The 12,326-nt window shown below is 52.6% G+C and carries 17 protein-coding genes; 5 read left to right on the top strand and 12 right to left on the bottom strand.

Translation table 11 applies throughout. From position 1 onward, the window contains the following. Positions 1–2: 2 nt before the first annotated feature. The 3 genes from citE to citC are packed head-to-tail and all read right to left on the bottom strand — an operon-like array spanning position 3 to position 2,255. A complete protein-coding gene (citE, locus tag DDT56_RS06520; protein WP_136165662.1) occupies positions 3–899 on the bottom strand; it encodes a citrate (pro-3S)-lyase subunit beta in 897 nt (298 codons plus the stop codon). Then, complete coding sequence (gene citD / locus DDT56_RS06515; RefSeq protein WP_136165661.1) at positions 889–1,191, bottom strand: citrate lyase acyl carrier protein; 303 nt, start codon at positions 1,189–1,191, stop codon at positions 889–891. The genes citE and citD overlap by 11 nt, the downstream gene beginning before the upstream one ends. Next, complete coding sequence (gene citC / locus DDT56_RS06510) at positions 1,188–2,255, bottom strand: [citrate (pro-3S)-lyase] ligase (RefSeq protein ID WP_136165660.1); 1,068 nt, start codon at positions 2,253–2,255, stop codon at positions 1,188–1,190. Before citC ends, citD begins: the two co-directional genes overlap by 4 nt. Before the next feature lie 383 nt (positions 2,256–2,638). On the opposite strand from citC, the gene dpiB reads away from it, so the two are divergent. The 4 genes from dpiB to DDT56_RS06490 all read left to right on the top strand — a co-directional run bounded on the left by dpiB (position 2,639) and on the right by DDT56_RS06490 (position 6,208). Beyond that, positions 2,639–4,273 carry a sensor histidine kinase DpiB gene (gene dpiB, locus DDT56_RS06505; protein ID WP_136165659.1) on the top strand — a complete coding sequence of 545 codons (1,635 nt, stop codon included), beginning with the start codon at positions 2,639–2,641 and terminating at the stop codon, positions 4,271–4,273. Beyond that, on the top strand, positions 4,270–4,959 hold the full coding sequence (gene dpiA, locus DDT56_RS06500; RefSeq protein WP_136165658.1) for a two-component response regulator DpiA: 690 nt from the start codon (positions 4,270–4,272) through the stop codon (positions 4,957–4,959). Before dpiB ends, dpiA begins: the two co-directional genes overlap by 4 nt. Before the next feature lie 157 nt (positions 4,960–5,116). Continuing rightward, positions 5,117–5,725, top strand: a complete 609-nt coding sequence (gene lexA, locus DDT56_RS06495) for a transcriptional repressor LexA (protein ID WP_136165657.1) — start codon at positions 5,117–5,119, stop codon at positions 5,723–5,725. Positions 5,726–5,929: 204 nt separating this feature from the next. Next, positions 5,930–6,208, top strand: a complete 279-nt coding sequence (locus DDT56_RS06490) for a DUF3861 family protein (RefSeq protein ID WP_136165656.1) — start codon at positions 5,930–5,932, stop codon at positions 6,206–6,208. A 63-nt stretch (positions 6,209–6,271) separates the two neighbouring features. On the opposite strand, the gene zur is transcribed toward DDT56_RS06490, so the two are convergent. Continuing rightward, positions 6,272–6,781 (bottom strand): zinc uptake transcriptional repressor Zur, encoded by a 510-nt coding sequence (zur, locus tag DDT56_RS06485; RefSeq protein ID WP_136165655.1) that lies wholly within the window; start codon positions 6,779–6,781, stop codon positions 6,272–6,274. A 109-nt stretch (positions 6,782–6,890) separates the two neighbouring features. After that, positions 6,891–7,592 carry a pirin family protein gene (locus DDT56_RS06480; protein ID WP_136165654.1) on the bottom strand — a complete coding sequence of 234 codons (702 nt, stop codon included), beginning with the start codon at positions 7,590–7,592 and terminating at the stop codon, positions 6,891–6,893. Between the two features lie 110 nt (positions 7,593–7,702). Between DDT56_RS06480 and DDT56_RS06475 the strand changes: the two genes are divergently transcribed. Further along, a complete protein-coding gene (locus DDT56_RS06475) occupies positions 7,703–8,599 on the top strand; it encodes a LysR family transcriptional regulator (RefSeq protein ID WP_136165653.1) in 897 nt (298 codons plus the stop codon). A gap of 40 nt (positions 8,600–8,639) precedes the next feature. Here DDT56_RS06475 and DDT56_RS06470 read toward each other — a convergent pair whose 3' ends face one another. From DDT56_RS06470 to mzrA, 7 genes are all read right to left on the bottom strand, one after another. Continuing rightward, positions 8,640–9,641 (bottom strand): glutathione S-transferase family protein, encoded by a 1,002-nt coding sequence (locus tag DDT56_RS06470; RefSeq protein ID WP_136165652.1) that lies wholly within the window; start codon positions 9,639–9,641, stop codon positions 8,640–8,642. Between the two features lie 96 nt (positions 9,642–9,737). Continuing rightward, positions 9,738–10,133 (bottom strand): DoxX family protein, encoded by a 396-nt coding sequence (locus tag DDT56_RS06465; RefSeq protein WP_136165692.1) that lies wholly within the window; start codon positions 10,131–10,133, stop codon positions 9,738–9,740. 243 nt (positions 10,134–10,376) lie between these two features. Continuing rightward, a complete protein-coding gene (locus DDT56_RS06460; protein WP_136165651.1) occupies positions 10,377–10,661 on the bottom strand; it encodes a YqjK-like family protein in 285 nt (94 codons plus the stop codon). Beyond that, entirely contained in the window at positions 10,658–11,053 is a 396-nt protein-coding gene (locus tag DDT56_RS06455; protein WP_136165650.1) for a phage holin family protein, read from the bottom strand. Before DDT56_RS06455 ends, DDT56_RS06460 begins: the two co-directional genes overlap by 4 nt. 14 nt (positions 11,054–11,067) lie before the next feature. Beyond that, the gene (locus DDT56_RS06450; protein ID WP_136165649.1) at positions 11,068–11,373 is read right to left on the bottom strand and encodes an ElaB/YgaM/YqjD family protein; all 306 of its coding nucleotides are present in this window, start codon (positions 11,371–11,373) and stop codon (positions 11,068–11,070) included. Between the two features lie 187 nt (positions 11,374–11,560). Beyond that, positions 11,561–11,881: a DUF1090 domain-containing protein gene (locus tag DDT56_RS06445; RefSeq protein WP_246856734.1), complete on the bottom strand. Its 321-nt coding sequence runs from the start codon at positions 11,879–11,881 to the stop codon at positions 11,561–11,563. Positions 11,882–11,945: 64 nt separating this feature from the next. Further along, positions 11,946–12,326, bottom strand: coding sequence for an EnvZ/OmpR regulon moderator MzrA (mzrA, locus tag DDT56_RS06440; protein WP_136165647.1), 381 nt, complete (start codon positions 12,324–12,326; stop codon positions 11,946–11,948).

The following is a 12,326-nucleotide window of genomic DNA, read 5'->3' as shown; positions in this document are numbered from 1 at the left end:
CCTTATTCTTCCTGGATGCCGGAGAGTGCGGCGCGTAAAAGGACCAGACGGGCGCGTTCGATGACCGGGCTGTCTACCATTCTCCCGTCCAGTGACACGACTCCGCGCCCTTCGCGCTCCGAGGCTTCAGCGGCTGTAATTACGCGTTGCGCGTGTTCGACCTCTTTCCGGGTTGGTGAATAGAGGTTATGCAGTAGCTCTATTTGGCGCGGATTGATCAGCGATTTACCGTCAAAACCGAGTTGCTTGATCAACGCGGCTTCCTGAAGAAAACCCTCATCGTTATTGGCATCGGAATACACGGTGTCAAAAGCCTGAATCCCCGCGGCTCGGGCGGCCTGAAGAATTGAACAGCGGGCGAACAGCAACTCCATGCCCTGTGGGGAACGTTCGGTTCGTAAGTTACGGACATAATCTTCGGCCCCGAGAGCGATACCGATCAGCCGGGGCGAGGACAGCGCAATGGCGGCGCAGTGGGTGATGCCTTCGGCCGATTCGATGGCGGCGAGCAAGCCCGTATCGCCGACTTCACGACCACATGCTTTTTCAATCCGCGTGATTTCATGTTCAATATCCCAAACGTCCTGTTCAGTATCGGTTTTTGGCAGGCGGATAATGTCGGCGCCGCCTCGTACTACGGCTTCCAGATCGTCCAGACCGTAGGCGGAATTCAGGGGATTCACCCGTACGATGGTTTCTACTTCCTGATACAGCGGGTGCTGTAACGCGTGATAAATTAAACGACGGGCCGCGTCTTTTTCACGAAGAACGACGGAATCCTCAAGGTCGAACATCAGCGAGTCGGCGCGGTAGATAAAAGCATTACTGACCATTGCGGCATTGGAACCGGGAACAAAAAGCATGCTGCGACGGATCCGATTTCTCCTTTCAGGCGTCATCTCTGTTCTCCCTCGGTAAATGTGAAAGGTCGCTTGCGCGTAATAACAGCGTTTCCAGACGTGCTCGCAGAATGCAGTCCAGCGCGCCTTTGTCATCCACGATGATCTGAACGTTGCTGATATTGTGCTGAGAGAACACATCCAGCACGGTGGTTCGAATGGCGTCGCCAAACTGTTTTTCGACGCTGCTGCTGATTTGCAGATCGATGCCTGGCGTTTCAGATGGGGCGATATGTATCATCACGTCGCTCGACTCGAGAGTGCCGGCGACGGCTGCGTGGGTAATTTTCATTTTTCACCTGATTCCAATACGGTTTTTTGTGAGGAGAAAGCGGCGTTGGCTGCGAGCATGCGTTGCAAATAGTCGCGGGTCACTTGAGGTACTAACGGCGCGATCGCTTTCATATCTTTTTTCACCAAAAGCTTGCGAACGCCGGATGCGGAAATCGGGGTTCCGTGGTAGCGCAATCGTTCAATTTCCATTACTGCGATTGGTGGGGAAGGTAGCGAGGTCGTGGCCAGCCAGTAACGCATATCGTGGTTATACCTGGCCGTCACATGGCAAAATGGTTCGCTGCCGACAAACCGGTGGGTGATGCCTAATGCGGGAGCCAGGTATTGGCGAAAAATTTTGAGGTCAATTTCGGTGTGGCAATGGTCGGCGACACCCTTGTCTTTGATGAAATAACAAGGGAATGTGGCCCGTGAAATCAGATAGTCGGATCCCGGATGTACGGTCAGATTCGCAATATCGGCAGTGCTGCTTCGTACCAGTCGCAGACGATCTTCATAAGGGAAACGTGACGTATTTTCTTTCACCAAAAAGATATGCAGCCAGTCGCATTGTTTTACGGCTTGCTGAACAAGATAAAGGTGCCCGTTGGTAAATGGATTGGCGTTCATAATAATGCTGCCGATTCTTTTACCAGGCTGGCGCAGTGCGCTCAGTGATGCGGCATAACGGCTGAGGCCATTAGCGCTATTTTCCATCAGTACTACGGTGCCTGGAACATCAATAATGGTATGGAAACCGCAATGTTTAAATAGTGATTCATTCTGTGGCTTTGTATATATAAATAAACGACGGTGATGACGCTCATAGGCCAGGTTAATTAATTCGGTTGCCAGTTTGAGCGCCAGTCCTTCACCACGTACTGATTTACTGATTGCCACGCATTTGATGATATTGTCAGAGATTCCCCCACAGGCAATTAATGTGTCATTCCGGGTGACGGTAATGAACTCGTCAATGGTTATGTCCATATGCAGATCATTCTGGCGCAGGAATTTGATAACTTCCGCGATTTTCCTGCTCTCGGATATTTTTACCCGTGAAAAGAATATGTTGTTATCCATTGGTCAGCACCTTTCTATAACATTGCCGTGATGGCTATGCTATTTCATTAATATCGGGTATATATGAAAATAAAATTGCTTATGGTGCCCGTCTGTTATTTATGGGCTTATCCTAAATAGAATAGATAAACGTTATCTTGACATAATTCACAAAAATAACTTGAATTTAAATAGGTTAAATTTTCTTTATTTGGTTTATTGATGTTTATTTTCTTAATCCATTTATATTGTCATAAATATTATTTTTTTAATTCGTTTAAGTGGTAGAATATGTATGTTGTTATTTATGATTCGGAGTATGTTGAAAAAACAATTTCGCTACATTATTAACAAAATAAATATGGCGAAATAAATTTAATAAAAATATGGGATTAAGGTGAGTCATGAGCACAAAATCTAATATCCTTCAGTTCCACTTTATTGACAGTATCGCTTTCCCTCTGCGCATTTTTATATTATTGCTGATGGTTTCCCTTTCGTTGGTCGTCAGCCTCGATCTATTTCTGTCAAAAAATTTTGAGCGCTATCTGGCCCAGCAGGTCAGTGATATGGCCATGAATCAGGCCAAGATCATTGCTTCGATGGACGAAGTCATACTGGCCGTTGAGCAACGCGATATCCAACGCCTGGATGCGATAGCCAGGAAGTTCAGCTCCAGTTCCAACTCCGATTATGTGGTTATCGGCGATCGATATTCCATCCGCCTTTACCATCCCAATCCGCAAAAGCTCGGGGCGCCGATGCAATGGACCAAACCTGGCGCGCTGGAGCGTGGTGAAAGTTATTTCATTACCGGAAAAGGTTCGATGGGATTGGCGATGCGTGCCAAAACCCCCATTTTTAATGCGCAGGATGAAGTGATCGGGGTGGTCTCCATCGGTTATCTGCTCAGTAAGATCGATCACTGGCAGAGAGCCTTTCTGTTGCCGATGGGGATCGCTTTTATCGTTATCCTTTTGATATTAATGCTGCTTTCCTGGCAGTTCGCCAGACATATACGCCACCAAATGATGGGAATGGAACCGAAGCAGATCGTTCGAGTCATCCGTCAGCAGGAAGCGCTGTTCAGTGCGATGATCGAAGGCATGATCGCCGTTGATCCGGATGGACTGATTACGGCAATCAATCGCAATGCGCGCAAAATGCTGGGGTTGAATTCACCAGGGCGTCAATGGCTGGGTAAACCCATTGACCAGGTGGTGATGCCGGCCGATTTTTTTACGCGCCATCTGGAGGAGAATCGCCAGGACGTAATATGCACCTTCAATGGACTGAATGTTATTGCCAATCGGGCGGCGATCCGTTCGGATGAGGAGTTACTGGGCGCCATTGTCAGCTTTCGTGCCAAAGACGAGATTGCCACGTTGAATGCCCAGCTTAGCCAGATTAAGCAATACGTCGAGAATTTACGTACCGTTCGCCATGAACATCTCAACTGGATGTCCACGTTGAGCGGTCTGTTGCAAATGAAAGAATATGATCGGGCTTTGCTGATGGTAAACAGCGCTTCGCAGGCGCAACAGACCCTGGTGGATAGCTTGCGCAGCGCCATTGACGATCGTCAGGTCGCGGGTTTGCTGTTTGGTAAAATCCTGCGGGCCAGACAGTTAGGACTGATTCTGACGTTGGTTCCCGGCAGCCGGTTACGCCAACTCCCCCAGGGCATGGATAGCACCGAATTCTCCGCCGTATTGGGCAATCTGCTGGATAACGCTTTTGAAGCCAGTCTGAAAAATCCGCATGGTAATCATACGATTGAACTGTTCTTTTCTGATGAAGGGCAGGATGTCGTCATCGAAGTTGCCGACCAGGGATGCGGCGTTCCCGACTCACTCAGAGAAAAAATCTTTAAACAAGGGGTGAGTACTAAAACCGAAGAGGCTGGCGAACACGGCATTGGGCTTTACCTGGTTGCCAGCTATGTCGGCCGCAGCGGCGGAGTCATTACTTTAGAAAACAATACGCCCTGCGGCACGCTCTTTTCCATATTTATTCCGAAAACGAAAGGATACCCATGACGAAGATAAATATATTAATCGTGGAGGATGAAACGCCATTGGCGGAAATGCACGTGGAGTTTATCCGACAGCATCGTGAATGCGGGCAAATATGGCTGGCGGGTAATTTGAGCCAGGCCCGGACGATGGTAGACCGTTTTAACCCGGATTTGATACTCCTGGACAATTTTCTACCCGATGGACAAGGCCTAAGCCTGCTGCGTGAACTGACCCTGAATCATTTTGCGGGTGGTGTTGTGCTCATCACGGCGGACAGTGATATGGATACGGTGGCCGAAGCTATTCGCTGTGGGGTGTTTGACTATCTCATCAAACCTATTGCCTATGAGCGTCTGAGTCAGACTCTGGAGCGTTTTTGGCATCGGCTGGGTATGTTTAACCAGCATAATGGCATTAGCCAGAGCCAAATCGATGATATGTATAATGCTTATGCCCGGGGGAAGCCAAAAGAAAAATTACCCGCCAACATTGATGAACTGACGCTGAATAAAGTGCAATCGTTGTTTCATGAGGAGCAAACTCGCCATACCGCGGAAACCGTTGCGTTGCAGCTTGGATTGAGCCGAACCACCGCGCGGCGCTATCTGGAGTATTGCGCCGCCAGGCGGATGGTTGAAGCTGAAATTATTTACGGTAAAGTGGGGCGTCCGCAGCGGATTTACCGACTAATCCGCCCTGAGGATTGAAAAACGGGAATCGACGGGAGTACCAAACGGGATGAAAGATCGGCAAAGCGGCCGATTTAACGTGCGGGGCGGCATGAAGTTCCTGATTTACCGGTTCCCAATTATTCATTACCTGTATATACTCACAGCAAAACTGTATAAACAACCAGGGGGCGGAATGAAAGCATTAACAGCCAGACAGCAGCAGGTTTATGACCTGATCCGCGATCATCTTGCGCAGACCGGTATGCCGCCGACGCGTGCGGAAATTGCCCAGCAGCTGGGATTTCGGTCGCCAAACGCTGCCGAGGAGCATTTAAAGGCATTGGCTCGCAAAGGCGTCATTGAAATTGTATCCGGCGCGTCGCGCGGTATTCGCCTGCTGATGGAAGAAGAGACCGGCATTCCGTTGATTGGCCGCGTCGCGGCGGGTGAGCCGCTGCTGGCTCAGCAGCATATCGAGTGTCACTATCAGGTCGACCCGTCCATGTTCAAGCCAAGCGCCGACTTCCTGCTGCGCGTGAGCGGAATGTCGATGAAAGATATCGGCATTATGGATGGTGATTTGCTGGCGGTGCATAAAACGCAGGACGTCCGCAACGGGCAGGTGGTTGTGGCGCGGATTGAAGATGAAGTTACGGTCAAACGATTGAAAAAACAAGGTAATACCGTGCATCTTCTGGCTGAAAACGAAGAATTTTCCCCCATTGTCGTCGATCTGCGGCAACAGAATTTTTCTATTGAAGGGCTGGCGGTCGGCGTTATTCGCAACGGCGACTGGAGCTGATTTTACGTCTTTGACACAGGCGATGGTCCCTGGCGTTTCTTATTGATTATCGCTCCGCTTGCGGGGCGATACGGCTGGTTTGGAAACGGGACGAATCGTGCGGTGGTGATAAAAACGATCGATTTCGGGCAGTCGGATCCAGTATCTTGTCGCAGGGAATAAACCCCTTTTAATCAACACCTGCGCCAAGTGGAAAATCAGCTTATGTCAAAACGCTATGTCATTACCGTAAAAGATACGGAACAACCTGATAATGAAGTCTCCTTTCCGTTCACCTCCCATGACGATCTCACCAAAATACTGTCCTTATGCGACGGCAAAACGACGCTGCCTGAAGAGCATCTGTATCCATTTTTAGTCGGCATGAAACTGTTTGGCGAGGTGGTCACGCTTAACCGGAAAGAAGAGATGTTTCAAAAAATCCACCCGGCCCTGAAAGAGTTTATTGGCGATTTTAAGAAAAGCATTAAAAACAGCCAGTAAATACGCTAGGGCGCGGCGAATGACGGACGGGGCCGATCTGGCCCTTATAACGCGTTGTCGGGGCTAGCGTTTCTTGATGGGAATGCTGTGGTCGTGATCGCAATGCTCCGTTTGTTTGCAGGCCGCAACTTCCTGGCAGCTTTCACAAAGGCCGTGCGCCTCAATCACGCTGTGGCGCAGGGTAAAGCCCGCCTGCTGCGCCAGATCGCGCAGCATTTCCTCCACGCCTTCCGTCTGACGCTCGGTAACCTGAGCGCAGCGATCGCAGATAAACAGCGCCGAGGTGTGGCTGTGATCTTCGATATGGTGACAAAGCACATAGCTGTTGTTTGACTCCACCCGATGAATAAATCCCTGTTCCAGCAGAAAATCCAATGCGCGGTAAACCGTCGGGGGTTTGGCCTGCGGCTCGGACAGGCGCAGCAGATCGAGCAGGTCGTATGCGCTGATCGCCGCGGACTGCTGCGTCATCAGGCGCAACACTTCCAGCCGCTGCGGCGTCAAACGCACGCCGCGGTGCTGACAAATCTGTTCAGCCTGGGCAAGTAGTTTGTCCTGATTGGTTGAATCCATTGTCATATCACCCTGACGCATAAAGGAACCAGACTGATATCTTACCACGACTGCAGGAAAAGGCAGAACCAGCGACGTTCACCGGCCGCTAAAGAGGGAGAGCGAAAACTTAAACCACCAGATCAATCAGCAAAGCGCGCAGCGGCGTCTCGGCCTGAATGGTCAACCCGCTTTCCTGGCGGATAAACGCGCCGTCGCCGCAGCTCAGCCTGTCGCCGCCATGCCCGTTGCCGCTAACCGCCGCCGAGCCGTGCAGCAACTGCAGATAAGCCTGATTGCCGTTCAGTTGAATGCTCTGCCGTTCGTTTTCCTGTAGTTCCAGGTGATGGACCCACACCTGCTGGCGCAGTTGCAGGCTGTTTTGCTCCCCCTCCGGCGAGGCCAGTAAACTGAGGGCGGTTTTATTCAGCCTCAACCGTTGCAGCGGGCAGTTTTCTCGCGTCGGGCAGGCGTCCAGCCACAGCTGCATACGCGTCAGCGGTTGGTTCGCGCTGGTATTATGTTCGCTGTAGCTGACGTTGGGCTGCGTCGCCAGCAGCAGCACGTCGCCCGTTTGGGCCTGGATATGGTGCCCGTGGCTGTCGCGGTACTCCGCCTCGCCCTGAAGAATGATATTGAGAATATCGACGCGCGGGTAAGTGCGCGGTTGGAACGACGCGCCCGGCGCCAGCACTTCCTGATTCAGCGCCCGCAGCGAGGCGTAACCCAGCAGTTGCGGGTCGAAGTAATGGCCGAAAGAGAAAGTATAGCGCGCCTGCAACCAGCCATAGTCGGCTTGACCGCATTGCTCTGCCGATCTTTTTATGATCATGGTAGTAAGCCCGGATAATTATTTCTTAAACAGATAGTAATTGTGTGGACGCTCGATTGTTAGCTAGTTAATCTGGTGGGTATATTCAAAATTACTGAATGAGTGCCAACATGTCCAAAGAACGAGCATTGACGCTGGAAGCCTTGAGAGTCATGGATGCGATTGACCGTCGGGGAAGTTTTGCCGCGGCGGCGGATGAGCTGGGGCGCGTACCTTCGGCCCTGAGCTATACCATGCAAAAGCTGGAAGAAGAGCTGGATGTGGTGCTATTCGATCGCTCCGGGCATCGCACCAAATTCACCAATGTCGGGCGTATGCTGCTGGAGCGCGGGCGTATCCTGCTGGAAGCCGCCGATAAGCTTACCACCGACGCCGAAGCGCTGGCCCGCGGCTGGGAAACCCATCTGACCATCGTCGTCGAGGCGCTGATCCCGACCGCCAAGCTCTTTCCGCTGCTGGATAAATTGTCGCAGAAGGCCAATACCCAGGTATCACTTTTGACGGAGGTACTGGCCGGCGCCTGGGAACGCCTGGAGCAGGGGCGGGCGGATATCGTCATTGCGCCGGATATGCATTTCCGCGCCTCTTCCGAAGTGAACACCCGCAAGCTGTACACCATGAAAAACGTTTATGTCGCCAGCCCCGACCATCCGATACACCAGGAGCCGGAGCCGCTTTCCGAGGTGACCCGGGTGAAATACCGCGGGATCGCCGTGGCGGACACCGCCCGCGAGCGCCCGGTACTGACCGTGCAACTGCTGGACAAGCAGCAGCGTCTGACCCTCAGCTCCCTTGATGATAAACGCCGCGCCTTGCTGGCCGGGCTGGGGGTGGCGACCATGCCTTATCCGATGGTGGCGCAGGATATCGCCGAAGGCCGCCTGCGCGTCGTCAGCCCCGAGTACTCGCTGGAAAGCCAGATTATCATGGCCTGGCGGCGCGACAGTATGGGCGAGGCGAAGTCCTGGTTTTTACGCGAAATCCCCAAGCTGCTGCATCAGGCCTGAGTTTTCCCGCGCTTGATACAGAAAAGGCGCCTAGTGCCGGTTACTCGCTTATCGCCGGGGCAAACTGCCTGTCCCGCCCGTGGGGGCTATCCAGATCCTGAACCGGCCCGACGGATATCACGCCGTGGGGGTTGATGGTGCGGTGGCTGCGGTAGTAGTGGTGGCGAATATGAGCCAGATTGACGGTATCCGCCACGCCGGGCAACTGGTAGATATCGCGTAAAAAGCCGTACAGCTGCGGATAATCGCTTATGCGGTATTTATCGCACTTAAAATGGGTGTGATAAACCGGGTCAAAGCGTATCAGCGTCGTCCACAGGCGCAAGTCCGCTTCGGACAGGCGGTCGCCGGTCAGGTAACGCTGGCGTCCGAGAATCGATTCCAACCGGGATAACGCGGCGAACAGGGCGCTGACGGCGTCGTCATAGGCCGGCTGGCTGGTGGCGAAACCGGCTTTATACACGCCGTTGTTGACCTGATCGTAGATCCAGCCGTTCAGTTCATCTATCTGGGCGCGCAGCGCCGGCGGATAGTAATCTCCCGGCTTGGCTCCGATATTGTCAAAGGCGCTATTGAACATGCGGATGATATCGGCCGACTCGTTGCTGACTATCGTATGCCGTTCGGTGTCCCACAGTACCGGAACGGTAACGCGTCCGCTGTAGTCGGGGTCGGCGTGCAGATACAGCTGATAGAGAAACTCATGCTGATACAGCGAATCCCCGGTGGCGTCCTGGAAATCGGTATCGAAGGTCCAGCCGTGATCCAGCATTAACGGATGAACGACGGACACGGCGATATGGGCTTCCAGTCCTTTCAAGCGGCGCATCAACAGAGTGCGGTGCGCCCAGGGGCAGGCAAGGGAAACATACAGATGATAGCGGCCTGACTCGGCCTGAAAGCCGCCGTCGCCGGTGATTCCCGGTTCGCCGTCCGGGGTGACCCAGTGCCGGAATTGCGATTCCGAACGTTTAAAGTGACCGCCGGTAGATTTGGTTTCATACCAGGTATCGTGCCATACGCCGTCAACCAGTTGCCCCATAAATCCTCCCGTTGATAAAACCATGCGGAACGACGACGGTTGCCGTCGTCGTTCTTTTTAATGACTAAGTGTAGTACAGGGGGAAAACTCCCGGTGTTACCACTTTTTATTCAGGATGCGGTCAATGCTGTAGGCGCCGGGACCCGTAACGGCCAGCAACAGGAACCCGCCGGCGATGGTCAGGTTTTTCAGGAACATGATCTGGTTAACACCTTCGGCGAAATTGGTATGGAAAAGCAGCGCCGTCAGCAGCGTAAAGCCGGCGGTGAACAGCGCAACGGTACGGGTCAGCAGACCAAACAGGATTGCCAGACCGCCGCCCAGCTCCAGCAAAATCGTCAGCGGCAGCAGGAAGGTCGGCACGCCCATGGCCTGCATATACTGTTGCGTGCCGGCATAGGCATCGCCCAGTTTTCCATAACCCGCCACGATAAATAGAATCGGCATCAAAATACGCGCAACCAACAGGGCGGTACTTTCTAAATTTTTCATCATCTCTCCAATATGTTTTTCACAGACGTTAATGACCTGACGTGGGGTAGATGCAGGGATTTATTGCAAATATCCCCTGCCATCAGCTTATGGAGCAGATAGTATAGAGAGATGGAATTGGGCGCCAGCGAGTAAAATTGTTGGTTTTCTTCAGAAAAATTGATGTTACGTCCATGGCAATCGGCTTAGCGTAAGCGCCAGATGATGAAAGGCGGATATCTGGCGATAGGGGGGATAGGGAAATTAGCGCAGGGAAAAGGTTTTGCGGAAAAGCCTGACGGTTCCCCACAGCCCGACTGCGCGGCGCGCCCAGCGGATCATACGGCTAGGGTGGCGAACGCCGTAAAGGGCGATAAGGCCGGAGCCGAAAACCCAGTATTTCCGCCACTGCAGCACATTGTGCCACCAGCGGTCATAGGGAGCGGTTGATTCCAGCCAGTGTTTTTTAGCCGCCGATAAATCCAGCCTTTGCTGCTGGATTTTACGTAAAAGCCGGGTTTTTTCTTCGTCGCGTGGCTGATGACTCATTTTGATTCATCCTCCAGCAGCGCCCGATCGGTTGCCAGCTCCTTGCGGGTGGCCTTGAGCAGGGTGGATCTCCGCACCTTCAGCAACGTCCAGATGCCGCCAATGACGGCCAGTCCAAGCAGGGTCGCGGTAATGCATCCCAGCGCGAACAGGCGATATTGGGGCTCTATTCCCCATACAATCAATGCAATCAGGCTCATTAGCCCAAAAGTGGCGAAAAGCAGCGTCAATCCGGCCATTATCAGCAACTGAATCAGATTGGTTTTCTCTTCTTCCAGTTCGATAACGGCCAGACGGACACGTGTTTCCACCATATTGACGATAATGGTGATGATGCGTTGAGCTGAAGCTATAGCCCCGCTGGCGGGGCCTTGTCGTTGTTTATCCGTCATAATGGTCAGGATAATTAACGGCGGGAAAGCAGGACACCAAGCACCACACCCACCGCGGCACCGATACCAACGCCGGTCCACGGATTTTCACGCACATAGTCGTCGGCATATCCCACCGCTTCGCGGGTCTGGGAGGCGATTTTCTCACCGGTATCGCTCAGACGGGAACGGGTTTCTTTCAGCGCCGTTTCCGCTTTGCTGCGCAGTTTGTCCAGTTCTGCTTTGGATTTGTCGCTGGAGGTGCTTAATACTTCTTCCAGCGTATCTGCCAGCGATTTTAATTCAGCGCGTAAATACTCGGAATTCTGATCTTTAGCCATATTGAATAACCCTTATTTGTCGTCATAAAGCAGGAGTTTTAACTATAGCTTAAGTTTCAATTTATGCTTGTTAAACTGCGCCCGGAAAATTCTGATAACTTATTGTAAGTTTTAACAATTTACATTCAGGTTATAAAATGAGCGATGCGGGCGGCGGTGAAACGGATTATTCCGGCCGCCGTTCGGGCTAGTTATCTTTTTCCACCGCCTGCAATTCCTGTTGCGCTTCAGCCAGTTTTTGCTCGCGTTTGAGGATTTTTTTCGGATCGCCGTCGCGTTTGCTTTCGTCCAGATCGCGTTGGCGTTCAGCCACTTCCGCGCGTTTTTCCGCAATCTTGTTCTGATGTTCGGCGGCCAGCTTTTCATCGGTGCAGTGTGATTTCACCCCATCCAGCGCGCGTTGCAATCCGGCGATGCGCTGCTGATTGCCGTGGTTGCGGGCATGGTCGATCTGGCGCTGAATTTCCTGCTGTTTTTGTACACAGCCGCCCTGGCTATCGGCGGCCATAGCCGGTGCGCCGGCCGTGAACGCCAATAGGGCGGCCATCATAATATGGTGTAGTTTCAATTTATTATCCCAGTTTAGATTGTTTTTGCGTCAGCTTTTGCTGCCAGTAGGGCGCGGGTTTGGCGGCCTGCTGCGTAGTGATGTTCGCTTTGGGCAAGGAGACGCGCAGTACGTTTCTGGCTTCAACGCTCTGCTCGGGAGAAACCAAACGCACGATCAGGCTGTCCTGCGCGGGAGTGATGCTCTTTATGGCGATACCGTGTTCGTTTAATCGCTGATAAATATAGAAGCCGTCAGGCAGCGCCGCGCCGTGGTAGAGCGGCTTGATATGCAGCATCGCCTCATTCTGGGAGCGGCCCGGCGACAGCGTCAGCGCCAGCAGCGGCAGCGTTACCAGCAATAGTATGCGCCATATTTTTTTGCGGTAAAACCGGCGGATTGACAC

This window comes from Brenneria corticis (assembly GCF_003115855.1).
GTDB classification, from domain to species: Bacteria; Pseudomonadota; Gammaproteobacteria; order Enterobacterales; family Enterobacteriaceae; genus Brenneria; species Brenneria corticis.
Note: the sequence above shows the minus strand (reverse complement) of the source record. Positions and strands in the feature narration are given on the sequence as shown.